Genomic DNA, 24671 nt, shown 5'->3' on the forward strand with positions numbered 1-24671 from the left:
ACGGTGCCAGGTGTCAGGTCTCAGGTCTCAGGTCTCAGGTGACAGGTGACAGGTGACAGGTGTCAGAACTGGGTGGTGACCGTGACGCCGCTGAAGTCGGTGACGGCGTACAGGCTCAGGTAGCGGTAGCCGGCCGTCGGGTTGGTGACGGTGATGGACTGGGTGGCGCCGGCGGCCGTCGAGGCGGCGGTGTAGGCCGTCGGCGACGCCCAGGTGTCGGCGTTGTAGTACAGGTACGCGGTGCCGGTGCCGCCGGTGGTGGAGACCTTCAGCGTGCTGGTGCCGGCCGGCAGGTAGACGTACAGGTAGTCGGAGTTGCCGGCGGTGGCGGCGCGGCCGGACCGGGCGCAGTTCTGGCCCATCGCGTCGGCGCGCTGGTCGCCGCAGGTCAGCAGGGAGGTCCCCGGGGCGGTCACGGTGACCGTGGACGGGGTGACGGCGGTCCGGCCGGTGTCGTCGGTCGCGGTGAGGGCGACGGTGTAGGAGCCGGCCACCGCGTAGGTGTGGCTCGGGTTGCGCTCCTCCGAGGTAGTGCCGTCACCGAAGGTCCAGTGCCAGGCGGTGATCCGGCCCGGGCCGGTCTGCACGGACCGCTCGCTCGTGTTGACGGTGGCGCCGCTCACCGTGGTGTCGAACAGCGCGGTCGGGCCGGCCGCGTAGCAGGCACCGGCGGCGCAGGCGGTGAGCCAGGCGTCGAAGTCGGCGTCGTAGGAGGTGCCGAGGTTGTTGTAGACCGCGTAGCCGCCGGTGTAGTCGGCGACCCGGAACCGCGCCAGCATGGCCTGCACGTCGGCCGGGTGCTTCTCCAGCATGTAGCGGACGGCCAGGTAGCCCCACGGGTAGACCCGGGTCGAGTCCGAGTTGCCGTAGGTGTTCTGGAAGATGGTGCTGAGCTTGTAGGTGTGCTGGGCGGCCTGCGCCATCGCGTCGGTGTCGGTGGTGGCGCGGTAGCTGTACGACATGTACTCGGCGACGCCTTCGACCCACCAGATGTCCGGGACGGAGGTCTGGGTGGAGAAGTTGCCCTTCATGTCGTAGATGCCGTCGAGGTAGTGGGTGTACTCGTGGTTGAGGTTCCACACCCGGGCGGTGTCCTTGGTGTTCCAGGCCTTCTGGTACATCACGTTGACGGCCCGGCTGTTGGGGTTGGTCGGGTCCATGACGGTCTGGCCGCCGTTGTCGGTCGAGTTGCCGTAGATCGCCCACGAGTAGGTGGTGTAGTCGGCCTTGTTGGCGAAGATGCCCTGGGTGACGGTCTTGGCGTACTGGTTCGGGATCGGGCCGTTGTCCTTGGCCATGCTGTGGAAGAACCCGTCCTGGCCGCGCAGGCTGGTGCAGACGGCCTCCAGTTCGGCGGCCGACAGGGCCTGGGCCTGGAGGGTGCGGTTGTCGCAGACCAGCTGGTTCGGCAGGACCACCGAGGTGAGCTTGGCCGGCAGGTTGCAGATGCCGTAGTACGAGCACTGGCCGCCGTTGTAGTACGCGGCCTGGACGGCCGTGTACACGTACAGCGAACCGAAGGGCGTGAGGAGCGGCGCGGAGTCCAGCACCTTCTTGACCAGCGGCTTGGCCACGGCCTCGGCGGCGGGGCTGGTGCCGGCGAACCGGGCCAGGTCGTTGCCCGCGTTGGTGTCGAGCACGGCGTGGGGGCCGCTGAGCAGGTCGCGGTGCTTGATCGCGAAGTCGGCGAGCGAGTTGGCGAGGCTCGGGTCGGCGGCGAGCGCCCGGACGAACTCCTGGTTCCGGTAGCCGCCCCAGAGCGGGTAGTACAGCACCGAGTTGACCGCGCTGATCATCTGCGGGAACGCGTTGTAGGTGTTGTTGTACTCGTCCAGGATCCGCTTGTAGGCACCGATGTAGCGGGCCTGCACATTGGCGCTGTCGGTGAGCCACACCACCTCCTTGAGGAGGCTGCCGTTGTTGTCGCTGACGTCGCGCCAGCGGGTCCCGGCGAAGAGCGTGTCCAGGGCGGAGGTGACGGCGGTGGTGAGCTCGCCGGTGTACGGGCCGGTCTGGGCCGGGTTGTAGAACTGGATGTAGTAGCCCACCTGGAGGTACTTCACCAGCTGGGTGATGCCGGTCGAGTTGTCACCGGCGTATCCGGCCGCCAGGTCCTTGAGGGCGGCCGCGACGGACAGCATCCGGGACTGCTGGAAGATGGTGGGGTCGGAACCGCCGCTGCTGTACAGCGACTTGACGCAGTCCACGGTCGAGTTCCGGATGAACGCGACCAGGTCGGCCCCGGTGCGGGCCGCGAAGTCGGCCGGGGTGCAGCTCTGCACGGCGAGGGACTTGAACGCGGCGGGCGCGCTCGTCTCGGCCGGATCGTTCAGGCGGGTCGCGCCGATCAGCGCCGGGGGCAGCGCGGCGGCGGGCTCGGCGAGGTCCTCGGACCCCGTCGTCGCGGTCGGGGCGGTGAGGCCGACCGGGCCGGCCGAGGTGGGGGCCGGGGCCGGGCCGGCGCTGGCGGCGGGGGGCGCCGCGAAGGCCTGGGCCGGCAGCACGGCGGTGGCCGTGGCGCAACAGGCGACGACGCCGGCTGCGAGCATGGAGAGTCTGGTGCGCAGGAGCACGCCGAATCCTTCGTGAGTGGGGGCAGCCCGAGTTGGGGTCGGACTGAAGGAAGGAGATGTGGCGTGGATCCTGTCATCGGCGGATGATCAGAACAATGTCACAGGTTATATTGCATGAGATTTCCAGCCATCCCGCCCTCCGTTCCGCCCTCCACGCGGCCGACCTGCGACGGTTCCGGCCGGAACGAACCAGCAGGCAGGCAGCTAAGGGGCGTCCGGCCACGAGCCGGGCGGTCGCACCGGCCGGCGGACCGTTCGGACTGGCTGATCTGCGCCCCCGCACGCGGCACGCCCGACCGGGGAATTCCGGCCGGGCGTACACGGCCCGTTCACAGCGCTTCGAGTGACGCGGGTCACATCCGACCCTCCGATGAGTTCGCGCACCGGCCCCGGTCCTATGGGCATGACGAACACGATGACCGCGCGCACCGCCACCGCCTCCCCCGCCGCCCGCCCGCTGCTGACCGCCGGCGCGGTCGCCGGCCCGCTCTTCCTCGCCGTCGGAGCGGTCGGCGGACTGACCCGGGAGGGCTTCGACTTCACCCGCAACGCGCTCAGCCAGTTGAGCCTCGGCGGGCTCGGGTGGATCCAGCAGACCGCGTTCCTGCTCACCGGCGCCCTACTGGTCGCGGGCGCCGTCGGACTCCGCCGGGCCCTGCCGGGGAGCACCTGGGCACCCCGGCTGGTCGGGGTGTTCGGAGCGAGCTTCGTGCTCGACGGGTTCTTCGCCGCCGACCCCGGGGCCGGGTTCCCGGTCGGGGCGCCCGAGGGCCGGGTGACCGAACTGAGCGGACACGGCCTGGTGCACCTGGCCGGCGGGACGGTCGGCTTCCTCGCCCTGTGCGCGGCCTTCCTCGTCCTCGCCCGGCACCTCGACCACCCCTGGGCCCTCGCCTCGCGCGTCGTCGCGGCCGTCGTCCTGCTCGGCTTCGCCGCCTCGGGCGCCACCGTGCTGGCGTTCACCCTCGCCGCCGCGCTCGGACTGGTCTGGCTGACCGCTGTCGCGATCAGGCTCCATGCGTAATGATCATCAATCAGTGGACGACCGGACGGACTTCGAGGAGCACCGCATGACCACCCCCGCCCCCCACGGCCCCGCCAGCTACTTCCCCGCCATCGAGAAGAAGTACGGGCAGCCGGTCGCTTACTGGCAGGAGCTCGTCCGTGCCTCCCCGCTGACCAAGCACATGGAGCTGGTCGCCTGGCTGAAGCAGGAGCACGGGATCGGCCACGGGCACGCGAACGCCCTCGTCAAGCACACGCTCGACGAGGGCGGGAAGTAGGCCGGGCCTTTCGGACCCCGCCCCGCGGGGCGCGGCCTCAGATACCGAGGCCGCGCACCACCAGGTCCACCAGCGCGAAGAAGAACAGCGAGATGCCGACGAAGCCGTTGGCCTGGAAGAACGCCCGGTTCAGCCGGGACAGGTCGTTCGGCTTCACGATGGTGTGCTCGTAGACGAAGGCGCCGGCCACCACCAGCAGACCGGTCCAGAACGCGGCACCCGCGTCGGTGAGCACCGCGTACCAGCCGAGCAGCAGCGTGGTGAGCACATGGCAGCCGCGCGCGCCGCGGATCGCGGCCGGGATGCCGAACCGGGCCGGCACCGAGCGCACCCCGCCCGCCCGGTCGGAGGCGACGTCCTGGCAGGCGTAGATCAGGTCGAACCCGCCGATCCAGATGCCGACCGCCGCGCCGAGCACGACCGCGTCCCAGGACCAGGTGCCGGTGACGGCCAGCCAGGCGCCCACCGGACCCATCGCCTGGGCCAGGCCGAGGATCGCCTGCGGGAAGTCGGTGAACCGCTTGCCGTACGGGTAGACCACCATCGGCACCACGGCGACCGGCGCCAGCGCGAGGCAGAGCGGGTTCAGCAGCGCGGCAGCGCCCAGGAAGACCACCAGGGCGACCGCGGAGCCGACGTACGCGGTCCTCAGGGACACCGCGCCAGTGACGAGTTCGCGCCCGGCCGTCCGCGGGTTGCGGGCGTCGATCTCCCGGTCGATGATCCGGTTCGCCGCCATGGCGAAGGTCCGGAGCCCGACCATGCAGACCGTGACGACGAACAGCTCGCCCCAGTGCACCCGCCCGTCGAACCGGAACATCGCCGTCAGCGCCGCGATGTAGGCGAACGGCAGGGCGAAGACCGAGTGCTCGATCATCACCAGCCGCAGGAAGGACTTGACCTTGCCGGGCGGGGCCTCGGGGAGTGCGGCGGCGGTGCTCACAGGCCGTACTCCTTCCAGCGCCGGCTCACCAGGGCGGCGGTCCCGGGGTCGGAGGAGACCATCTCGGGCCAGCCGCCGTCGCGGGTGTAGCCCTCCTCGGGCAGCTTGCGGGTCGCGTCGATACCCGCCTTACCGCCCCAGAACTGCTGGTAGGAGGCATGGTCGAGGTGGTCGACCGGGCCCTCGACCACGGTGAGGTCGCGGCTGTAGTCGACGTTGCCGAAGGCCCGCCAGGCGACCTCCTGGTAGTCGTGGACGTCGCAGTCGGAGTCCACCACGATGATCAGCTTGGTCAGCGACATCATGTGCGCGCCCCAGATGGCGTGCATGGTCTTCTGGGCGTGCTTCGGGTACTTCTTGTCGATCGAGACGATCACGCAGTTGTGGAAGCCGCCGGCCTCGGGCAGGTCGTAGTCGACGATGTCCGGGATGATGATCTTCAGCAGCGGCAGGAAGAAGCGCTCGGTGAACTTGCCCAGCGGGCCGTCCTCCGTCGGCGGCCGGCCGACCACGATGGACTGCAGGATCGGACGGCGGCGCATCGTCACGCAGTCGATCGTCAGCGCCGGGAACGGCTCCTGCGGCGTGTAGAAGCCGGTGTGGTCGCCGAACGGCCCCTCGGGCAGCATCTCGCCCGGCTCCAGCCAGCCCTCCAGGACCACCTCGGCGTCGGCCGGGACCTGCAGCGGGACGGTCTTGCAGTCCACCATCCGCACCCGCTCGCCCGCGACGAAGCCGGCGAACAGGTACTCGTCGATGTCGCCCGGCAGCGGCGCGGTGGCGGCGTAGGTGACGGCCGGCGGGCAGCCGAAGGCGATCGCGACCGGCAGCCGCTCGCCGCGCCTGGCGGCCACCGCGGCGTGGTTGCGGCTGTCCTTGTGGATCTGCCAGTGCATGCCGATGGTGCGGCGGTCGTGCCGCTGGAGCCGGTAGAGCCCGAGGTTGCGGATGCCGCTGTCCGGATCCTTGGTGTGGGTCAGTCCCAGGTTGAAGAAGGAGCCGCCGTCCAGCGGCCAGGTGAACAGCGCGGGCAGATCGTCCAGGTCGACGTCCTCACCGGTGAGCACCACCTCGTGCACGGGCGCGTCGCCGGACTTCACGCTCTTCGGCGGCACGTGGGCCATCGAGGCCAGCTTGCCGAAGGCGTCCCGGAAGCCGGTGAAGCCCTGCGGCAGCTCCGGCTTCAGCAGGCCGGAGATCCGGTCGGCGATCTCCTCCGGGCCCTTGAGGCCGAGCGCCTTGGAGAGCCGGCGCTCGGTGCCGAAGACGTTCATCGCCAGCGGCATCGACGAGCCCTTGACGTTCTCGAACAGCAGGGCCGGGCCCTTGGCCTTCTGCACCCGGTCGACGATCTCGCCGATCTCCAGATAGGGGTCCACCTCCGCCTTGATCCGCTTGAGGTCGCCTTCGCGGTCGAGCGCCCGCAGGAACGAGCGGAGATCGTCGTATGCCATGCCTGCCAGTATCCGCCACCCGCTAGCCTGGCCTGTGTCAAGGGCCCCCTCGAAGCGGCGCACCGCCCGACGGACCGGCCCGCCGCCGTGAGAACGCGCCCGCCCGCCACCGACGTCACCCGGGGGAGACCGCCGCCGTGCTGAGGATCCTGACCTTCGTACTCCCGCTCGCCCTGTGGGTGTGGGCCTTCATCGACTGTCTGACCACGCCCGAGGACGAGGTGAAGCACCTGCCCAAGGTGGTCTGGGTGATCATCGTGCTGCTCTTCCCGCTCGTGGGCTCGATCGCCTGGCTGGTGGCCGGCAAGCAGCGCGGCGCCCTGCGGACCGCGCCGGCGGGCGGCGGTGCCGACGGCCCGGCGTACGCTCCCCGCCGTGACGGCCGGCCGGTCGCGCCGGACGACAACCCCGAGTTCCTCGCCTCGTTGAAGAAGCACAACAACGAGCACGAGGACATGCTCAAGCAGTGGGAGGCGGATTTGCGCCGCCGCGAGAACGAGCTGCGCGGCGAGGACGACCCGGACGAAGGCCGTCGGGGCTGAGCCTCCGTCGCTCGGACAGCCCACCCGGCATCCACCGGGTGGGCTGCGGTCTTTTTGGTGCATCCCTACGACTGGTCGGACACCACCGGCCCGCCGGCACGGCCTTCACCGCCGCACCAGGCGTCCCGCGGACGCCCCCTCGCAAAACCCGGCCGTCCTCGACGGTGGCAGCTGTGACCTGCGTGTTTCCTCGGGTTGCGCTCACCTGACCGCCATCTGGACGACAGCTCGGGGTAATCGAACAGCTACCGGCCGGACGGGCTGAAACGCTTCGCTTTCTGTGCAGCCCTGACATCTAAACGGACGCGACCTTGTACGGAATCGACGCCGAAACCAGCGCGCGGCCCCTCGTACAGTCATAAGTGAAGAAGTGATTCGCAGCCGGGGGCATCGCAGACGTTGGCTGTCGGACAGTTCCCTCACCTTTGGAGTGGTTCGAGATGACGGTTGTGCACCAGGCGCCGGTCGACGACGACGTCCCGGAGATCCCCACGGACGTCCGGGGAAGAGTCGCGGAACTGCACGAACTCCGCGAGCAGGTCCGCCGGGGTCCCAGCGAGAAGGCCACCGAGGCCCAGCACGCCAAGGGCAAGCTGACCGCCCGCGAGCGGATCGACCTCCTGCTCGACGAGGGCTCGTTCCGCGAGGTCGAGCCGCTGCGCCGGCACCGGGCCACCGGCTTCGGGCTGGAGGCGAAGAAGCCGCACACCGACGGCGTGATCGTCGGCTGGGGCACCGTGCACGGCCGGACGGTCTTCACCTACGCCCACGACTTCCGGATCTTCGGCGGCGCGCTCGGCGAGGCCCACGCGCAGAAGATCCACAAGATCATGGACATGGCCATCGCGGCCGGCGCCCCGCTGGTCTCGCTCAACGACGGCGCCGGCGCCCGCATCCAGGAGGGCGTCACCGCGCTGGCCGGCTACGGCGGCATCTTCCAGCGCAACACCAAGGCGTCCGGCGTGATCCCGCAGATCTCGGTGATGCTCGGCCCGTGCGCCGGCGGCGCGGCCTACTCCCCGGCCCTGACCGACTTCGTCTTCATGGTCCGCGAGACCTCGCAGATGTTCATCACCGGTCCGGACGTCGTCCAGGCCGTCACCGGCGAGAAGATCAGCCAGAACGGCCTCGGCGGCGCCGACGTCCACGCGGGTGTCTCCGGCGTCTCGCACTTCGTCTACGACGACGAGCAGTCCTGCATCGAGGAGGTCCGCTACCTCCTCTCGCTGCTGCCGCAGAACAACCGCGAGATGCCCCCGCCCGTCGTCAACGACGACCCGGTGGACCGCCGCAACGAGACCCTGCTCGACCTGGTGCCGGCCGACGGCAACCGGCCGTACGACATGCGCAAGGTCATCGAGGAGATCGTCGACCACGGCGAGTACCTGGAGGTCCACGAGCGCTGGGCCACCAACGTGCTCTGCGTGCTCGCCCGGATCGACGGCCACGTCACCGGCATCATCGCCAACCAGCCGCAGTCGCTGGCCGGCGTCCTGGACATCAACGCCAGCGAGAAGGCCGCGCGCTTCGTCCAGATGTGCGACGCCTTCAACATCCCCCTGGTCACCATGCTCGACGTCCCCGGCTTCCTGCCCGGCGTCGACCAGGAGCACGACGGCATCATCCGGCACGGCGCCAAGCTCCTCTACGCCTACTGCAACGCGACCGTGCCGCGGATCCAGCTCATCCTGCGCAAGGCCTACGGCGGTGCCTACATCGTCATGGACTCCCGCTCGATCGGCGCCGACCTCTCCTACGCCTGGCCGACCAACGAGATCGCCGTCATGGGCGCCGAGGGCGCCGCCAACGTGATCTTCCGCCGGGACATCAACGCCGCCGACGACCCGGACGCGATGCGCAACCAGAAGATCAAGGAATACAAGAGCGAGCTGATGCACCCGTACTACGCGGCCGAGCGCGGCCTCGTGGACGACGTCATCGACCCCGCCGAGACCCGCCAGGTCCTGGCGTCCTCGCTGGCGATGCTGCGCACCAAGCACGCGGACCTGCCGAGCCGCAAGCACGGCAACCCTCCGATGTAGCGGCGCCGCCCGGCCCCAGCAGTACGGCCGGCCGCGCCGACGCCCACTCACCACTTCCGCCGGGAGAAAACCGGACCATGACCGCTTCCGCCGAACCACTCGTCCGAATCGTCCGCGGCTCGCTCTCCGACGAGGAGCTCGCCGCCCTGACCGCCGTGCTGATGGCCCGCGCCGCGGCCGCCCAGCAGGCGGCCGCCGCCTCGCCGGTCGAGCCGATCGCCAACTGGCAGCGCCTGGAGCGCCGTCCGGCGTACTTCTCGCCGGTCAGCTGGCAGTGGGCCGCCTGACGCCTCGCCCGAGGGCCCGCACGGAGACCGCTCGGCCGTCGGCCGGCCACCCGCAGTACCGGGGTGGCCGGCCGACGGCGTTCCCCGGGCAGGGGGCTCAGCCGGGGCGGGGCCGGCGGGGGCCGGAACTCCGCACTGCCGCCCGAAACGGCTCGAAAGGGTCCCTACCGGACGGTACGCGGGCCGCCGCCCGGCCCGCCCCCGTAGGATCCAGCAGCTGACGACCGGAACCACCAGGGAGACTGCGATGGCCAGGCAGGCCCGCGCGCTGGCGACCCGCCAGACGGTGCTGCGCGCCGCGGCCGAGGTGTTCGACGAGCGCGGCTACGCGGGCGCCACCATGGCCGAGATCCTGGACCGGGCCGGGGTCACCAAGGGCGCGCTCTACTTCCACTTCCCGTCCAAGGAGGAGCTGGCGCTCGCCGTGATCGAGGGCCAGGGCGCCTGGCTGGCCACCTGGCAGCCGACCTCCGACAGCCCGATGCAGACCGTGATCGACCTCGGACACGCCTTCGCCCACTCGCTGCTGGACGACCCGCTGCTGCGCGGCTCGATCCGGCTGACCATCGAGCACGGCACCTTCACCCAGCCGCAGATCGGCGCCTACCAGGGCTGGACGGACGCGGCGCGGGAGCTGCTGGAGCGGGCCCGGGACGCCGGCGAACTGCGGCCTGGGGTGCGGCCGGAGGCCGCCGCGGGCGTGATCACCGGCGCGGTGACCGGCATCCAGCTCAGCTCGCAGGTCCTGACCGACCGCAAGGACCTGCTGCGACGGATGGCCGACCTCTGGACGCTGCTGCTGCCCGGACTGGTCGAGCCGCGGACCCTCGCCCGGCTGAACACCTTCGACTTCGACCGGGACCGGGGTCAGGCACCCCGGGCGGCCCGGATCCGGTAGTCCGCCACCCGGTCGGCGGGGACGAGGGACGGCAGGGCCGCCGTCCAGAGACCGCCCACCGCCTCGGCGGCCAGCCGGCCGGTGGACTCGGCGGCGAACAACACCAGCCCGGCCGCCAGGGTGGTCAGCAGCCCGGCCGCCTGCTCCCGGTCCAGCCCGGGCCGCAGCTCGCCGGCGGCGGCGGCGCGGTCGAGCAGGGTGCGGAAGACGGCGGTCAGGCTCCACCACGCGTCCGCCGAGGGCTCCGGCGGCGAACCGGCCGGCGACACCACCGCCCCCACCCCGCAGCCGGCCGGGCGTCCGCCGAGGCCGAGCAGCACACCGGCCCGGACGACCACGTCCTCGCGCAGCAGCCGGGCCAGTTCGTGGGTGAGGTCGAGGAGTTCCTGGACGGCCGGTCCCCGGCCGCGCAGCGCCCGCAGCACGGCCAGGCCGATGGTGTCGGCGGCCGCGGTGCGGACCCCGTCCGCGAGCGCCTGCTTGGAGACGAAGTGGAAGTAGAGCGCGCCCTTGCTGACACCCGCCCGGCGGCTGATGTCGACCAGGCTCGCCGACTCGAAGCCCGCGTCGGCGAAGGTGTCCGCCGCCGCGAGCAGCACGGCCTGCCTGGTCCGCCCCGCCCGTTCCTGCTTGGCCACTCGGTCCCTCCGGCCCCCGGCCGTGGCGAGCTCCGGCTCGCCCGGTTGCTGTCACGGCGCCGTCGTCGATGGTGCGGCGCCTCTGCGGACCGTCGGTGGCGCGCCGCGCCCGCCCGAAACCGCATGGTTGGTATCTAATCTAGCCCCTGTCCGACCCCCGCCGTCCAGAGGGGACCGACCCCCGTCCAAGGTCCTGGGCGGGCCGCCCGGACGTTGCCGCAGGCCGGGACCCGGGTACGGTGAACCCGTCGGGCGCGCGCGGGCGGCCACCCCGCGGAACGAGCAGAAACCGGGTGGCCTGTATGTTTTGCCCAGGCCGCCCGTACGGCCGGCCGACCGACACCCGGGAGTGGGGCCAGTCATGCCAGTGTTCACCGCGATGGACGGCGACGCCCCGTATCCCCACCCCGGCCCCGCGCATCCCAGCCCGCGCCGCTACGACTTCCACGAACGGACCGTCTCCCGCCAACTGGTCCACCGCTCCTCGGTCGCCGAAGTACTCATCACCGGCTGGCAGTCCACCGGCCCGTACGACTTCCTGCTGGGCGCCCAGTGGCCCCGGCTGCACGGCTTCTACCGGCTGCCCGGCGACCGGCACCACGACCCGGTGCTGATGGCCGAAACCGTCAGGCAGGCCGCCCTGCTGGTCGGGCATGCCGGTTTCGGCGTCCCCCACGACCACCACGCCGTCCTCGACGAACTCGGCTACACCCTCGGCCCGGCCGGACTCGACGGCCTGGCGGTCGGCGCCGCCCCCACCGAGCTGATGCTCAGGATCAGCTGCCACGACGTCCGGATGCGGCACGGCCGGCTGGTCGCGCTGCGGGTGCACGCGGAGATCGAACGCGACGGCCGCCCGGTCGGCCGCGGTGTCGGGGGCCTGCGGATCCTCTCCCCCGCCGCCTACGACCGGCTGCGCGGCCCCGGCCGCCCGGCCGCCCCGCCGCGGATCCCGGAGCAGGTCGTGGCGCCGGAACTGGTGGGCCGCCAGCAGGCCGCCGACGTGGTGCTCGGCCCCGCGCTGCTGCCCGGCAGCTGGCTGCTGCGCGCCGACGCCGCCCACCCGGTGCTGTTCGACCCGATGGACCCGGCGCCGGGGCACCTGCCCGGAATGCTCGTCCTGGAGGCCGCCCGGCAGGCCGCCCAGCGTCTGCACCACCCGGACCGGGTGGTGCCGGTGGACCTGGTGACGGCCTTCCACGACCCGATCGCACCGGACCGCCCCTGTGTGGTGCGGGTCGTCCAGGAGGCCGGGCCGGAGTCCGGTCAGGACGGCCGCGGCGGACGCCGGGCGCCCGTGCGGGTCGTCCTGGTCCAGGACGGCCGCACGGTGGCCGAGGTCCGGCTGATCGGAGCCCCGGCCGACGGTGCCCCCGCCGGCGGCGGCAAGGCCGCGGCGGCCCCGGCCCCCGCCCGCCGCGGTCTGCCGCTCGCCAGCTGAACCGGCGCCCCCGCTTCCCCGCTCCCCCGGTCTGCCGGCGCCCCGCCCCGCTGTCCCGGCCGGGTCAGGCCGCCACCAGCGCCGACGACGGCCGCCCCGCGTGCATCACGCTGAGGTTCTCCGCCAGCCGCCCCGGGTCCTGCGTCAGCCAGAGCCGCAGCGCGGCGCCCAGCATCGCGCTGGCCGAACCGATCCGCACCTGCGTCACCTGGGCGATCCGGGCCGCGCCCGGCACCAGCAGGTCGGCCAGCGGCGTCGGCAGCCAGACGGTCAGCGCGCACGGCGCGGGGGCCGCGAGGGCTCCCAGCAGCCGGTGGGCGTCGGCCGGCGAGACGAACGTCGGGATGATGTCCAGCAGAGCGTCGGCCACCACCTCGGACACGTCGCTGCGGTGCCCCTGGGCGAGCCGGCGGAGCAGCAGCTGCTCGGCGGCGGTGATTCGGACGGTCAGCATGACCTCGTCGCACTCCATTGCGCGATTTCCTCCTCAGTTCCTCCCCGTGCCGGACCGGGTGGCCCGGCACGCACTACCCCCGTCGCACCTCGGCCCGGCTTCCTCGTCTGGAGCGCCGGGCCGGTGGGTGGTTCCGTTCCGGTCAGAGCCCCGCGTAGGAGTGCTTGCCGGTCACGAAGATGTTCACGCCGTAGTAGTTGAACAGCCAGCAGGCGAAGGCGCCGAGGGCCAGGTAGGCGGCCTTGCGTCCCTTCCAGCCGGCCGTGGCGCGGGCGTGCAGGTAGCACGCGTAGGCGACCCAGGTGATGAACGACCAGGTCTCCTTCGGGTCCCACTCCCAGTACTTGCCCCAGGCGGCCTCGGCCCAGATCGCGCCCGCGATGATGGTGAAGGTCCAGAGCGGGAAGACCAGCGCGTTGATCCGGTAGGACAGCTTGTCCAGGGTCGAGGCGGCGGGCAGCCGGCGCCAGATCGACGGCGAGGTGCCGAGCGGGCCCTTGGCCAGGCCGGCCGCCGTCCGCCTGTCGAAGGAGTCCTTGCCCAGGTAGAGCAGGGTCGTGATGAACGCCGCGTAGAAGGCGCCGCCGCAGACGATCGCGGTGGAGACGTGGATCGCCAGCCAGTACGAGTGCAGGGCCGGGACGAGCTGCTCGGACTCGGTGTACAGCACCTCGGTCGCGATGCCGAGGGTGAGCACGACGGCCAGGGTGACCGGCAGGCCGAGCCAGCGGACCTGCTTCTTCGCGAGCAGCAGGCCGACGAAGGCCAGCGTCATGGCGAGCGCGAAGGCGCAGGAGAACTCGTACATGTTGCCCCACGGCCAGCGGGACACCGAGAGGCCGCGGGTGAGGACGCCGCCCACGTGCAGCAGCAGGCCGAGGACGGTGAGCGAGACCGCGATCCGGCCGGACAGGTCGGCCCTCTCGCTGGTGCCGGCCGCGCCGGGGCCGTCGACCTCCTCGTCGCCGCGCCCGCTGGTCACCACCGTCGCGCCCTCGCCGGCCAGCGCCGTGCGGGTGAGCGTGGTGGTGCCGCCGCCGGCCGAGGCGACGGTGACGGTGACCTTCTTGGCGCCCTTGGCCGCGGCCTCCGCCGCGGCGACGGTCCCGGCCAGGCCCGCCTGCTCGGTGGAGCGGACGGCGACGGTGCCCTTGGCACCGAAGGTCCACTCGAACATGTAGGCGAACATGGCGATCAGGTAGACCGCCATCGCCGAGTAGATCAGCTTGTTGGACAGGTCGGCCAGCTGCGGGTCGACCGACGAGGCGAGGTGCACCGTCTACTCCTTGGAGTTCTGATCGGCGGGAACTGCGGATTCTGCGGATGCCGAGGCCTCGTCGGCCTCCGCCGAGCCGTCCTCGGAGCCGTCCTCGGACTCGGGCTCGTTCCCGGACTCGTTACCGGGCTCGTTCCCGGACTCGGGCTCGTTCCCGGACTCGTTACCGGGCTCGTTCCCGGACTCGGGCTCGTTACCGGGCTCGGGCTCGGGCTCGGGCTCGTTACCGGGCTCGTCGTCGAGCGCCGGGGCGTCGTCCTGGAGGTCCACCGCGAGCGCGGCCAGCTCCTCGGCGATCTTCGCCGACTCGCTCCGGCCCAGCCCGGCCAGTTCGACCTGCGTGCCGCCGCCCGGCAGGGCCACCGCCCGCACCCAGATCCGGCGCCGCTGGATGAACAGCGAGCCGATCAGGCCGGCGATCGCCAGCACCGCGCCGGTCAGCGCGATCACGTTCCCCGGACGGTGCGAGACATTGAAGCTGGCCCAGTGCCGGTAGCCCTCGAAGGTGACCGAGCCGTAGCCGTCCGGCAGCTCCCAGACCTCGCCCGGCTTCATCCGGACCTTGGCCGGCTGGCCGTCCTGCTGGAGCTGGGTCAGGTTCTTCGTGTTGAGCTGGTAGATGTTCTGCGGCAGGCCGGAGTCGGTGCCCAGGTCGCCCGCGTAGGCGTTGAGCACGAGCACCGGGTCCGCGTCACCGGGGAACAGCGAGCGCGGGCCGGTGTTCCGGTCGAAGGCCACCGGGGCGGTCGGCAGGAAGAAGCCGGACAGGCCCAGCTGGGTGCGCTTCCCGTCCTTGTCCCCGTAGTCGGAGACCTTGATGACGCCGGTGGAGGTCAGGTTGCCGTCCTGCGGCAGGAACGGGGTGGCGCCGGTGTAGACCACGTCGCCGGCGGCGTTGTGCACGGTGATCCGCGGGGCGTAGCCGTGCCCGATCAGGAAGAACTTGCTGCCGCCGATCTCCAGCGGGTGGTTGACCTCGATCTTCCCCTGCTTGAGCTTCGCCGGGTCGCTGCCCTCGTAGTAGTCGACGTTCGCGGTGAACTCCCGCGCGCTGCCGATCTGCGAGCCGTTGCTCTGGAACTTCGAGGTGAACCTGTTCAGCTTCACGTAGAAGGGGTCGAGGTCCTCGGTCCCGTAGAACCGGGTGCCGGTGAAGTCGTCGAGCTGGGTGATCGTGTTCGAGTAGCCCTCGCCCTCGACCAGCAGCTTGCCGCCGGTGCCGCTGGCCAGGCTCGCCCAGGCGAAGCCGCCGAGCAGCGCGAACAGCGACAGGTGGAAGACCAGGTTGCCGACCTCGCGCAGATAGCCCTTCTCGGCCGCCACCGCGCCGCCGTCCAGGTGCGCCCGGAAGCGCCGCCCGCGCAGCAGCCGGTGGGCGGCGGCGTTGACGGCCGCGGCGTCCGCGTCCGTCCGCCAGGCCGCGTACACCGGCATCCGGGTCAGGTTGCGCGGCGCCGCCGGCGGCCGGGAGCGCAGCACCCCGACGAACTGCCAGGTGCGCGGCACGATGCAGCCGGCCAGCGAGACGAACAGCAGGATGTAGATCGCGGAGAACCAGGCCGAGCTGTAGACGTCGAACAGCTGGAGCTTCTGGTAGATCGGCGCGACCGTGGTGTGCTGCGCCTTCCAGGTCTCGACCTTGAACTGGTTCTGACCGTTCTGCGGGATCAGCGAGCCGGGGATGGCCGCCAGCGAGAGCAGGAAGAGCAGGATCAGCGCGACCCGCATCGAGGTCAGCTGGCGCCACATCCAGCGCAGCCAGCCGACCACGCCGATACCGGTCGGGCCGTCGGACTCGGCCGGGGCGGTGGTGAGCCGCTCGGCGGCTTCCTCGGTGGCGCGCTGCGCCGGGTCACCGACCCGTTCACGGTCGGTCGTCGTGTTGGTCACGGGTCAGATTCCGATCTGGAAGCCGGCGAACTGGTTCTGCAGGTCACTCACCATGGCGTCCCAGACTCCGGTGACCAGCAGCAGACCGACCACGACGAGCATGCCGCCGCCGATCCGCATGACGAGCGGGTAGTGCCGCTTCACCCAGCCGAAGGCGCCCAGCGCCCGGCGGAAGGCCAGCGCGGCCACGATGAACGGTACGCCGAGGCCCAGGCAGTAGAAGACCATCAGCAGCGCACCGCGCCGGGCGTCGGCCTGGTTGAGCGCGAGGTTGGTGACGGTGGCCAGGGTCGGCCCCATGCACGGGGTCCAGCCGACCCCGAAGACCACACCGAGCAGCGGCGCGCCGAGCAGCCCGACCACCGGGCGGCGGTGGGTGCGCACCTCGCGCATGCTCAGGCCGGGCACCAGCCCCATGAAGGCCAGGCCCATCACGATGGTGAGCGCCCCGAGCACCTTGCTGATGACCGCCTGGTGCTCCTTGAGCGTGTCGCCGAACTGGCCGAACAGCGCGCCGCTGGAGACGAAGACGGCGGTGAAGCCGAGGATGAACAGCCCCGCGCCGGCCAGCATCCGCCCGCGCCGGGCCCCGCGCGCGTCGGCGAGGTCGGCGGCCGAGAAGCCGGTCACGTAGGAGAGGTAGCCGGGGACGAGCGGCAGCACGCAGGGCGAGAAGAACGACACCAGGCCCGCCGCCAGCGCGATCGGCGCCGCGACCAGCAGCGCCCCGCTCTGGATGGTCCCGATGTTGTCGGCGAGCTGCAGCGTCCCGTTCACCGCTGCTGCTCCGCCAGCACCGGCTGGAGCATCGTCTCGAGGGCGTCGTCGGTCTGGCCGCCGACGGCCCGGGCGGCGAGCCGGCCGTCCCGGTCGATCACCAGGGTGGTCGGGATGGACTGCGGGTTGAGGCTGCCCTTGGGGAACTTGAGCAGCTGGGCGCCGGCCGGGTCGTAGATGCTGGGGAAGGTGACGCCCTTCTCCTGCTCGAAGCGGACGGCGTTCTTGATCTCGGTGTCCCGGGTGTTGATCCCGAGGAACTGCACGCCCTGGTCCTTGTACTTGTCCCAGATCCGCTGGAGGTCGTCGGCCTCCGAGCGGCACGGGCCGCACCAGGAGCCCCAGACGTTCAGCACGACGACCTTGCCCCGGTAGTCGGAGAGCTTGGCCGGGGCGCCCTCCAGGGTGTCACCGCCGATGTCGGGCGCTTCCTGGCGGTGGCCGACGGCGGCGGTGGAGATGTTGCTGCCCTTGGCGGTGACGAAACCGATCTGTCCGTCACCACTGGCCGAGGAGCCGGAGGAACTGCAGGCGGTGAGGACCAGCGCGGCTGCGGCGGCGGTGACCGCGGCGGCGGCGAGACGGGGACGGAGGCGCGTCGTGCCAGACATGTGAAAAGTTTCGCATGGAGTCACGGGCAGGTACCGGGGGGTCCGGCATTGTCTGCCGGACCCCCTCTGACCTGCGGTGGGATCGCACTGCGGGGTGTCGCGGGAGTGTGACCCAGGTCTTACTCACACGGCTCTTACACCGAATCGGGAACCATGAGCACCGTTCCGATCGTCCGGGCCTCCTCGGCGTACCCGGAACCGGACACCCCCGGACACCCCCGGATCGGCGCCCGACCGGCGCAGGCTCGGCCCGCTGACCCGCCGGCCCGCCCCTGACCGGCCCCGGAGCCGGCGTCAGGCGCCGAAGCTCTTGCCCACCGGCTTGCTCTTGCCGCCCTTGCCGACCAGATGGGCCGGCAGCAGGTCGCGGGCCGGCTCGCGGTAGCCCACCGAGACGATCCGGTCGCCCTCGTAGGTGAAGCTGGTCAGCGAGGCCAGCGAGCACTGCCGGTTGCGCGGGTCGTGCCAGAGCCGGCGCCGCTCCACGAAGGAGCGGACGATCCAGATCGGCAGCTGGTGGCTCACGCAGACCGCCTCGTGCCCCCGCGCGGCGTCCCGGGCGGCGGCCAGCGCGCCCATCATCCGCACCGCCTGCTCCAGGTACGGCTCGCCCCAGGAGGGCTTGAACGGGTTGGTGAGGTACTTCCAGTAGGACGGGTTGCGCAGCGAGCCGTCGCCCACTCCGAAGGTCCTGCCCTCGAAGATGTTCTCCGCCTCGATCAGCCGCTCGTCCGACGCGAGGTCCAGACCGTGGGACCGGGCGATCGGCGTGGCGGTCTCCTGGGCGCGCTCCAGCGGGGACGCCACCACGTGGGTGATGTCCCGCCCGGCCAGGTCCTCGGCGACCCGCTCGGCCATCTCCCGGCCCAGTTCGGACAGCCGGTAGCCCGGGAGACGGCCGTAGAGGACGCCCTCCGGGTTGTGCACCTCACCGTGCCGCATCAGATGGACGACGGTGATGTCCTTGGCGCTCACTTCTCAGTACTCCTGGGACTCGTAAGGGCTGGTCGCTGGGCCGGTGGGCCCGGGCGGTGGCTCAGGCGGTGGCTCAGGCGGTGGCTTCGGCGGCGGCCCGGGCGGCGGCGGGCAGGGCGGCGGCGATCCGCTCGATCGCCCGCTCGTCGTGCGCCGAGGAGACGAACCAGGACTCGAAGGCGGACGGCGGCAGGTAGACGCCCCGGGAGAGCATCGCGTGGAAGAACGCGGTGAAGCGGAAGGACTCCTGGGCCTTCGCCCCGTCGTAGTCGGTCACGGCGTCCTCGGTGAAGAACACCGAGAACATGTTCCCGGCGGTCTGCAGCCGGTGCGTCACGCCCTCCTTGGCGAGCGCGGCGGAGACCAGGCCGGAGACCTCGGCGGCGACCCGGTCGACGGCCGTGTAGACCTCGTCGGTGCAGCCCCGCAGCTGGGCCAGGCCGGCCGCGGTGGCGATCGGGTTCCCGGAGAGCGTGCCGGCCTGGTAGACCGGGCCGGCCGGGGCGAGGTGGCCCATCACGTCGGCGCGACCGCCGAAGGCCGCCGCCGGGAAGCCGCCGCCCATGACCTTGCCGAAGGTCAGCAGGTCGGGCGCCCAGCCCTCGTGCGCCGCCTCCAGGCCGTACCAGCCCGCCTTCGACACGCGGAAGCCGGTCATCACCTCGTCGGAGACGAACAGCGCGCCGTTCTCCCGGCAGAGCCGGGCCAGGCCGCCGTTGAAGCCGGGCAGCGGCGGGACGACGCCCATGTTGCCGGGCGAGGCCTCGGTGATCACGCAGGCGATCTCGCCGGGGTTGGCCCGGAAGGCCGCCTCGACGGCGGCGAGGTCGTTGTACGGCAGCACGATGGTGTCGCCGGCCTGGGCGCCGGTGACGCCCGGGGTGTCCGGCAGGCCGAAGGTGGCGAGCCCGGATCCGGCGGCGGCCAGCAGCGCGTCCACGTGGCCGTGGTAGCAGCCGGCGAACTTCACGACCTTGGCCCGGCCGGTGAAGCCCCGGGCCAGCCGGATCGCCGACATGGTGGCCTCGGTGCCGGAGGAGACCAGGCGGACCTGCTCGACCGGGGCGATCCGGGCGACGATCTCCTCGGCCAGCTCGACCTCGCCCTGCCCGGGCGTGCCGAAGGAGGTGCCGCGGGAGACCGCGTCCCGCACCGCGTCCAGGACGGCGGGGTGCGCGTGGCCGAGGATCATCGGGCCCCACGAGCAGACCAGGTCGACGTACTCGCGGCCGTCGGCGTCGGTCAGGTAGGGGCCGGTTCCGGACACCATGAAGCGCGGCGTACCGCCGACGGCGCGGAAGGCGCGCACCGGGGAGTTCACGCCGCCGGGCGTGACGACCGAGGCACGATCGAAGAGCGACTGGGACTGGGGGGCTTCGTAGGGGTAGCTCACGGGAGACATGGTCTCAAATCGTGTCCTTCACCTCTGCATGTCGGACCTCATCATCTGGAACGATGATCCGGGCACCCGAGTCTGTACGGTTATCCGTACAACAGGGCCCCTGGCTGCAACGGCCACCCGGACCAGTCAGACTATGTACCCGGAGTGTCTCCGGGGTTCGGCCGGCCGCGAGGGTGGGCAGGAACTCCGGGTCGATACAGGGGTGTGAAGAGGACTGCCGCGTACCGCGACTGGGTACGGCGGCGCATGACGGGTAAGGAGCACGTCCGGAGGACACCGGGCGTGCGGGGGTCTGTCGATTCCGGCGAATTCCGGTGAGGATGGTCCGAGTGTCCGAGGCGCAGGACGGCTACGACGAGGCCGCGGGTGGCCCCCGCCGGCCCGCCGAGACCGCACGCGGGGGTACGGGAGCGGGAACGGGGCGTGGCGGCCGTGGCCGTGAGAGGCGGGGTGAGGGACGCGTGGGGGTGACGTACAAGTACTTCGGCGCACCCGACCGGGCGACCGCGGCCCGGGTCCCGACCGCACTGGGCCCCGGCGGGCTCGGCCTGGACGCGGGCGAACTCGGCTCGCTCGGCCGGCTCGGCGATCTGATGGAGACCAGCGGCTCGCCCAACGGCCATCTCTCCACCAAGATCAAGCCGGAGACCATGAGCGCGATGGTCCTCACCGGCATCCAGGGCGTGCCGCTGCACCAGGTGCCCCCGCTGGAACTGGTCGTGCTGCACCCGGACTACGCCGTCGTCCAGCTCCCCCACAACGTCGTCGAACCGCTGCGGAAGGCCGACGAGACCGAACTCGGCGCCGCCGCCTTCATCTGGTCCACCGTCCCCGACCGCCGGGGCCCGCGCGACGCCTTCGTGATCTACAGCATGCTGCACGAGTGGCAGGACTTCGCCAACCGCCTCCACGACGCGGGGCACCAGCTGTACTGCCTGGTCTGGCCCTGACCCACCGGCTTCGCGGAACGTTCGACGGGCGGGCTCCCGGCACCACGCCGGGGCCCGCCCGTCGGTTTCGGGAGAGGCGCAAGGACAGGCGTCGGAGAGGCGCAGGGACAGGCGTCGGGACAGGCGTCGGGACGAGGCGCAGGGACAGGCGTCGGGGGGTCAGCCGCCGGAGCCGTAGCTGGTGTTGGCGCAGATGTCGTCGTCCGCCGAGCGGGCTTCGTCGGTGACCGAGCTGGGCAGCGGGGCGGGGGCGGCCGGGGCCGCCGGGGTGCCCGGGGCGGCCGTGCCGGCGCCGCCGTTGGCGTCGGCGTAGTCCTTGCCGAGGACGACGCTGATGCCGGCCGCCGTGGTGGAGGTGAGGGTGGCCCCCGGGAACAGCGCGGCGACCTTCTCGGCGTTGGCCTTCTGCCCGGCGCCGTACTCGATCGTCGTGGTGAGCTTGTTGGTGGACTTCGCCTGGTTGACGCCGGTGACGGTGAACTGCGCCGCCTTCAGTGCCTCACCCGCCTTGGCGCCCAGCCCGTTGACGGTCGTTCCGTTGTAGACCGCGACCCTGATCGGGGCCGCCGTGGTGCGCGCGGGCGGCGCGGTGGTGGTCGGCGGGGCCTCCGGGGTGGCCGCCGGGGCCTCCGGTGCGGCGGGCGCGGCGGCCTGCTCGCCGGTGGCGTCCTTGCCGTCCAGGGTGCGGTCGGCCTTGATCGCCTCCCACAGCCGGTCCACGTCGGGCTTCACCAGGTCGAGGTTGGCGTCGCTGAAACGCCACGGCGGGGTCACGAACTTGAGGTCGTGCAGGTCGATGTTCTTCAGCGAGAGGGCGAAGGACATCAGCTTGTCGACCGAGTTGAGCCCCTCGTCCACCCGCAGCGACTTGGTGGCCGCGTCGGCCAGCGGCAGCAGGGTGGTGGGCTCCAGGCCCTTCTTCTTCACCGTGCTGATCATCGAACTCATGAAGGCCTGCTGGCGTTTCATCCGGCCGATGTCGGAGCCGTCGCCGATGCCGTGCCGCAGCCGGACGTAGTCGAGCGCCTTCTGGCCCTCCACCTTCTGCCGTCCGGCCGGGAGGACCTGGGCGCCCCTCTTCTGGAGGTTCGGGTTGATGTCGTTCTCGTAGATGACCTTGGGCAGGCAGACCTCGACGCCGCCCACGGCCTTGGTCATCGCCGCGAAGCCCGAGAAGTCGACCACCAGGGTGTGGTCGACCCGGATCCCGGTGAGCTTCTCCACCGTGTTCTGGGTGCAGGCGGCGTTGCCCTCCGAGGAGTCGCCCTGCGAGAACGCGGCGTTGAACAGGATGTCCTTGCCCTTCTGCTCCTTGGTCCACTTGCCGTTGGGGAGCTTGCAGGGCGGGATGGTCACCAGGGTGTTGCGCGGGATCGAGACGCCGATGGCGTTCTTGTGGTCGGCGTAGACGTGCAGCAGGATCGTGGTGTCCGAGCGGGCGCCCTCGGCGTCGCCGCCGCCGAGGTCGGCGTTGCCGGCGCCCCGGCTGTCGGAGCCGATCAGCAGGATGTTCACCGGCTTGTTGCCGTTGGCGTCCGCCGCGGACTCCGGCGGGCGGTCCTTGCTGAGCCCGTCCGAGTCGATGGTCTTGATGTTGCCGTTGAGCTTGAAGTAGATCACCCCGCCGGTCCCGGCTATGAGCACCAGGGCGCCCACGGCCGTCCAGCCGACGATCTTCTTGAGGTTGCGCTCGGGCTTCTTGCCGCGCCCGCCGGCCTTGCGGTGGCCCGAGCCGTTCGGCCCGCCGTCGCCGCCCGGTCCGCCCCGGCCCCTGCCCTGGGCCGCGCGCCTGGCCTCGGCCCGGCCGCCGGTCCTGGGCGCCGGGATCGAGCCACCGGCGCCGGCCGTACCGGTACCGGGACCGCCCGCCGCAGCGCCGTCCGCGGAGCCGCTCGCGGGAGCGCCCGAACCCGCCGAGCCGGTCGGGTCCTCCGAACGCGGCCTGGCCACGCTGGACCGACTCCTGTCTCGGCGACCCGACATCCCCGCACCTCTCACGGCTGTGTCCTCGAACGATCGGCGGCCAGGACGTCCACCCCGGCGCCAGGTGGAGCATACAAGCCGACCGGAAACGCCCTGTCCCCGCTCCGGGGCCGCGAGGTCGCGGGCGGCCCCGGAGGTGCCCTCACTTCTTGGGACGCGGCAGCAGCGCGGTGACGGCGAAGGCCAGGGCCAGCAGCCCGGCGGCGACCGTGAAGGCGAGCCGGAAGCCTCCGGTGAGCGCCTCCGCCGCGGGCCGGCCGGCGGCGGCCAGGGCGTCGCCGCGGGAGGTGGCCAGGGTCGAGAGCACCGCCACCCCGAGCGCGGCACCGACCTGCTGAGTGGTGTTGAACAGCCCGGAGGCCGTCCCGGCGTCCTCCTCGCCCGCGCCGGACATGCCCAGCGCGGCCAGTCCGGAGAGCACCAGCCCGCCACCGCCGACGAGCAGCATGGTCGGCAGCAGGTCGACGAGGTAGCCCGCGTCGGCGGGCAGCCGCGCCAGCAGGCCGAGCGCCGCGACCAGCAGTCCGAGGCCGGCCAGCAGGACGGCGCGCTCGCCGAACCGGGCGCTCAGCCGGGCGGAGAGCAGCAGGGAGACGGCGCCGATGGCGACGGCGGCCGGGAGCATGGCGAGACCGGTGGCGGCGGCCCCGTAGCCACGCACGTTCTGCAGGTAGAGGGCCACCAGGACCTGGAAACCGAACATCCCGGAGATGACCAGCACCTGCACCGCGTTGGCGGTGGAGACGGCCCGCGAGCGGAACATCCGCAGGGGCAGCAGCGGCGTCGCGGCCAGGGCCTGCCGGACCAGGAAGCCGGCCAGCAGGGCCAGCGCGAGCGCACCGAGGCCGAGGGTCCGCGCGGAGGTCCAGCCGTGCTCGGCGGTGCCGACGACGGTGTAGATGCCGAGCATCAGCGCCGCCGTGATCAGCACCGCGCCCAGGGTGTCGGCGCCGGCCCGCAGCCCGGGGCCGCGGTCGGGGGCCAGGACGCGCAGCGCCAGCAGGGCGGCGGTCAGGCCGAGCGGCAGGTTGATCAGGAAGATCCAGTGCCAGTCCAGCGCCTCGGTGAGGACCCCGCCGAGCACCTGGCCGATCGACGCGCCGGCCGCGCCGACGAAGCTGAACGCGCCGATGGCGCGGCCTCGCTCGCCCGGCTCGGGGAAGAGCGTGACGAGCATGCCGAGGCTGACCGAGGAGGCCAGGGCGCCGCCGACGCCCTGCAGGAAGCGGGCGGCGATCAGCAGCTCCGGGCCGGTGGCGAGGGCGCACAGCAGCGAGGCCGCCGTGAACACCACCAGCCCGGCGACGAACACCTTCCGGCGTCCGACGAGGTCCCCGAGCCGGCCGGCGAGCAGGAGCAGCCCGGCGAAGGCGATCAGGTAGGCGTTGACGGTCCAGGTCAGACCGGCGGGGGTGAAGCCGAGGTCCTGCTGGATGGCCGGCAGGGCGACGGTGACGATCGAGCCGTCCAGGACGATCATCAGCATCCCCGCGCAGAGCACCGCCAGGGCGAGGGCCCGTGAGCGGGTGGAGGCGGTCGTGCTCGGCGCGGGCCTGCTCGGCGCGGTCGCGGTCGCGGTCGACGTGGTCGTGGTCGTGGTCGGCGCGGTCGTGGCCGACGCGCGAGTCGTCGTGGCATGCGTGGTCATGGCGGGGTCTCCCGGTGGGTCGAGTACCGGGTAAGACGCTAGCAGATGGTTTTGTTGTGGACTATCTCTTCCAAGAGAATCTTCCTCGGGATGATCCTCTTCGTGGCATCAGCCTCGGGAACGACGGGCCCGGCGGACCGTCCGCTCGCTCTCCACCGGCTCCGCCAGCGGCCCGCCCACCAGCCGGGTCAGCGCCGCGACGAAGGCGGTGCGCTCGCCCTCCGGCAGCGCCTCCAGCACGTCCCGGTGCACCCGGTCGGCGATCGCCGTACCCCGCTCGACGGCCCGCTCGCCCGCCGCGGTCACCGAGATGATCCGGGCCCGGCGGTCGGCGGCGGACGGCCGGCGCTCGGCCAGCCCGGCCTTCTCCAGCTCGTCGACGGTCACCACCATCGTGGTCTTGTCCAGGTCCGCCAGCTCGGCCAGCTGGATCTGGGTGCGCTCGGCCTCCATCGCGTGGAACAGCACGCAGTACGCGCGGGGTGTGATCCCGAGCTCGGTGAACGCGGCCGACATCCGGGTCGCGAGCACATGGCTGGCGTGGTCCAGCAGGCCGGAGATGTCACGGATCTGCCGCACGGGCGGGCTGGTCGTCATGGCTCCG

22 protein-coding genes are annotated in these 24671 nt (G+C 72.0%); 8 read left to right on the forward strand and 14 right to left on the reverse strand.

Annotated features, from left to right (window positions below):
* Window positions 1-62: 62 nt before the first annotated feature.
* Window positions 63-2573, reverse strand: coding sequence for a collagenase (locus SM793_RS08960; protein ID WP_320437533.1), 2511 nt, complete (start codon window positions 2571-2573; stop codon window positions 63-65).
* A 403-nt stretch (window positions 2574-2976) separates the two neighbouring features.
* Between SM793_RS08960 and SM793_RS08965 the strand changes: the two genes are divergently transcribed.
* A complete protein-coding gene (locus tag SM793_RS08965) occupies window positions 2977-3597 on the forward strand; it encodes a DUF998 domain-containing protein (protein ID WP_320437534.1) in 621 nt (206 codons plus the stop codon).
* Window positions 3598-3643: 46 nt separating this feature from the next.
* Window positions 3644-3856, forward strand: coding sequence for a DUF4287 domain-containing protein (locus SM793_RS08970; RefSeq protein ID WP_320437535.1), 213 nt, complete (start codon window positions 3644-3646; stop codon window positions 3854-3856).
* Between the two features lie 37 nt (window positions 3857-3893).
* On the opposite strand, the gene mqnP is transcribed toward SM793_RS08970, so the two are convergent.
* Complete coding sequence (mqnP, locus tag SM793_RS08975; protein ID WP_320437536.1) at window positions 3894-4799, reverse strand: menaquinone biosynthesis prenyltransferase MqnP; 906 nt, start codon at window positions 4797-4799, stop codon at window positions 3894-3896.
* Window positions 4796-6253: a menaquinone biosynthesis decarboxylase gene (locus tag SM793_RS08980; protein WP_320437537.1), complete on the reverse strand. Its 1458-nt coding sequence runs from the start codon at window positions 6251-6253 to the stop codon at window positions 4796-4798. The genes mqnP and SM793_RS08980 overlap by 4 nt, the downstream gene beginning before the upstream one ends.
* A gap of 137 nt (window positions 6254-6390) precedes the next feature.
* Here SM793_RS08980 and SM793_RS08985 point away from each other — a divergent pair, with 137 nt between their 5' ends.
* The 4 genes from SM793_RS08985 to SM793_RS09000 all read left to right on the forward strand — a co-directional run bounded on the left by SM793_RS08985 (window position 6391) and on the right by SM793_RS09000 (window position 10022).
* A complete protein-coding gene (locus SM793_RS08985) occupies window positions 6391-6795 on the forward strand; it encodes a PLD nuclease N-terminal domain-containing protein (protein WP_320437538.1) in 405 nt (134 codons plus the stop codon).
* Between the two features lie 440 nt (window positions 6796-7235).
* A complete protein-coding gene (locus SM793_RS08990; RefSeq protein WP_320437539.1) occupies window positions 7236-8837 on the forward strand; it encodes an acyl-CoA carboxylase subunit beta in 1602 nt (533 codons plus the stop codon).
* A gap of 77 nt (window positions 8838-8914) precedes the next feature.
* Window positions 8915-9124: an acyl-CoA carboxylase subunit epsilon gene (locus tag SM793_RS08995; protein WP_320437540.1), complete on the forward strand. Its 210-nt coding sequence runs from the start codon at window positions 8915-8917 to the stop codon at window positions 9122-9124.
* A 247-nt stretch (window positions 9125-9371) separates the two neighbouring features.
* Window positions 9372-10022, forward strand: coding sequence for a ScbR family autoregulator-binding transcription factor (locus tag SM793_RS09000; protein WP_320437541.1), 651 nt, complete (start codon window positions 9372-9374; stop codon window positions 10020-10022).
* Here the strand turns inward: SM793_RS09000 and SM793_RS09005 are convergent.
* Window positions 9992-10660: a ScbR family autoregulator-binding transcription factor gene (locus tag SM793_RS09005; protein WP_320437542.1), complete on the reverse strand. Its 669-nt coding sequence runs from the start codon at window positions 10658-10660 to the stop codon at window positions 9992-9994. The genes SM793_RS09000 and SM793_RS09005 overlap by 31 nt on opposite strands.
* A 361-nt stretch (window positions 10661-11021) precedes the next feature.
* Between SM793_RS09005 and SM793_RS09010 the strand changes: the two genes are divergently transcribed.
* Entirely contained in the window at window positions 11022-12101 is a 1080-nt protein-coding gene (locus SM793_RS09010) for a ScbA/BarX family gamma-butyrolactone biosynthesis protein (RefSeq protein WP_320437543.1), read from the forward strand.
* A gap of 64 nt (window positions 12102-12165) precedes the next feature.
* Here the strand turns inward: SM793_RS09010 and SM793_RS09015 are convergent, their stop codons facing one another.
* The 7 genes from SM793_RS09015 to hemL form a co-directional block, all read right to left on the reverse strand.
* A complete protein-coding gene (locus SM793_RS09015; protein WP_320437544.1) occupies window positions 12166-12573 on the reverse strand; it encodes a hypothetical protein in 408 nt (135 codons plus the stop codon).
* 124 nt (window positions 12574-12697) lie between these two features.
* Window positions 12698-13831: a c-type cytochrome biogenesis protein CcsB gene (ccsB, locus tag SM793_RS09020; protein ID WP_320437545.1), complete on the reverse strand. Its 1134-nt coding sequence runs from the start codon at window positions 13829-13831 to the stop codon at window positions 12698-12700.
* A gap of 3 nt (window positions 13832-13834) precedes the next feature.
* Entirely contained in the window at window positions 13835-15721 is a 1887-nt protein-coding gene (locus tag SM793_RS09025; RefSeq protein WP_320437546.1) for a cytochrome c biogenesis protein ResB, read from the reverse strand.
* A 3-nt stretch (window positions 15722-15724) separates the two neighbouring features.
* Window positions 15725-16498 (reverse strand): cytochrome c biogenesis CcdA family protein, encoded by a 774-nt coding sequence (locus tag SM793_RS09030; RefSeq protein ID WP_320437547.1) that lies wholly within the window; start codon window positions 16496-16498, stop codon window positions 15725-15727.
* Window positions 16495-17109: a TlpA disulfide reductase family protein gene (locus SM793_RS09035; RefSeq protein ID WP_320437548.1), complete on the reverse strand. Its 615-nt coding sequence runs from the start codon at window positions 17107-17109 to the stop codon at window positions 16495-16497. Before SM793_RS09035 ends, SM793_RS09030 begins: the two co-directional genes overlap by 4 nt.
* A gap of 294 nt (window positions 17110-17403) precedes the next feature.
* Window positions 17404-18051 (reverse strand): histidine phosphatase family protein, encoded by a 648-nt coding sequence (locus SM793_RS09040; protein WP_320437613.1) that lies wholly within the window; start codon window positions 18049-18051, stop codon window positions 17404-17406.
* 106 nt (window positions 18052-18157) lie between these two features.
* Window positions 18158-19486 carry a glutamate-1-semialdehyde 2,1-aminomutase gene (gene hemL, locus SM793_RS09045; RefSeq protein ID WP_320437549.1) on the reverse strand — a complete coding sequence of 443 codons (1329 nt, stop codon included), beginning with the start codon at window positions 19484-19486 and terminating at the stop codon, window positions 18158-18160.
* Window positions 19487-19953: 467 nt separating this feature from the next.
* Here hemL and SM793_RS09050 point away from each other — a divergent pair, with 467 nt between their 5' ends.
* Window positions 19954-20436: a hypothetical protein gene (locus SM793_RS09050; RefSeq protein ID WP_078879960.1), complete on the forward strand. Its 483-nt coding sequence runs from the start codon at window positions 19954-19956 to the stop codon at window positions 20434-20436.
* Window positions 20437-20595: 159 nt separating this feature from the next.
* On the opposite strand, the gene SM793_RS09055 is transcribed toward SM793_RS09050, so the two are convergent.
* The 3 genes from SM793_RS09055 to SM793_RS09065 form a co-directional block, all read right to left on the reverse strand.
* The gene (locus SM793_RS09055; protein WP_320437550.1) at window positions 20596-22386 is read right to left on the reverse strand and encodes an LCP family protein; all 1791 of its coding nucleotides are present in this window, start codon (window positions 22384-22386) and stop codon (window positions 20596-20598) included.
* A 175-nt stretch (window positions 22387-22561) separates the two neighbouring features.
* Complete coding sequence (locus tag SM793_RS09060) at window positions 22562-23905, reverse strand: MFS transporter (RefSeq protein WP_413815902.1); 1344 nt, start codon at window positions 23903-23905, stop codon at window positions 22562-22564.
* Window positions 23906-24175: 270 nt separating this feature from the next.
* Window positions 24176-24664 carry a MarR family winged helix-turn-helix transcriptional regulator gene (locus tag SM793_RS09065; protein ID WP_320437552.1) on the reverse strand — a complete coding sequence of 163 codons (489 nt, stop codon included), beginning with the start codon at window positions 24662-24664 and terminating at the stop codon, window positions 24176-24178.
* Window positions 24665-24671 lie beyond the last annotated feature (7 nt).

The sequence above is a fragment of the Kitasatospora purpeofusca genome, from assembly GCF_034043715.1.
In the GTDB taxonomy this organism is placed as follows: Bacteria; Actinomycetota; Actinomycetes; order Streptomycetales; family Streptomycetaceae; genus Kitasatospora; species Kitasatospora purpeofusca_A.

Excerpts from the sequence above, each read along its gene's own strand:
- SM793_RS09065 (WP_320437552.1), bottom strand. The coding sequence starts at position 24,664 with ATGACGACCAGCCCGCCCGTGCGGCAGATCCGTGACATCTCCGGCCTG.
- SM793_RS08980 (WP_320437537.1), bottom strand. The coding sequence starts at position 6,253 with ATGGCATACGACGATCTCCGCTCGTTCCTGCGGGCGCTCGACCGCGAA.
- SM793_RS08990 (WP_320437539.1), top strand. The coding sequence starts at position 7,236 with ATGACGGTTGTGCACCAGGCGCCGGTCGACGACGACGTCCCGGAGATC.
- SM793_RS09040 (WP_320437613.1), bottom strand. The coding sequence starts at position 18,051 with ATGCGGCACGGTGAGGTGCACAACCCGGAGGGCGTCCTCTACGGCCGT.
- SM793_RS08965 (WP_320437534.1), top strand. The coding sequence starts at position 2,977 with ATGACGAACACGATGACCGCGCGCACCGCCACCGCCTCCCCCGCCGCC.
- SM793_RS09000 (WP_320437541.1), top strand. The coding sequence starts at position 9,372 with ATGGCCAGGCAGGCCCGCGCGCTGGCGACCCGCCAGACGGTGCTGCGC.
- SM793_RS08970 (WP_320437535.1), top strand. The coding sequence starts at position 3,644 with ATGACCACCCCCGCCCCCCACGGCCCCGCCAGCTACTTCCCCGCCATC.
- SM793_RS09060 (WP_413815902.1), bottom strand. The coding sequence starts at position 23,905 with ATGCTGATGATCGTCCTGGACGGCTCGATCGTCACCGTCGCCCTGCCG.
- SM793_RS09010 (WP_320437543.1), top strand. The coding sequence starts at position 11,022 with ATGCCAGTGTTCACCGCGATGGACGGCGACGCCCCGTATCCCCACCCC.
- SM793_RS08995 (WP_320437540.1), top strand. The coding sequence starts at position 8,915 with ATGACCGCTTCCGCCGAACCACTCGTCCGAATCGTCCGCGGCTCGCTC.
- hemL (WP_320437549.1), bottom strand. The coding sequence starts at position 19,486 with ATGTCTCCCGTGAGCTACCCCTACGAAGCCCCCCAGTCCCAGTCGCTC.
- SM793_RS09035 (WP_320437548.1), bottom strand. The coding sequence starts at position 17,109 with ATGTCTGGCACGACGCGCCTCCGTCCCCGTCTCGCCGCCGCCGCGGTC.
- SM793_RS09015 (WP_320437544.1), bottom strand. The coding sequence starts at position 12,573 with ATGGAGTGCGACGAGGTCATGCTGACCGTCCGAATCACCGCCGCCGAG.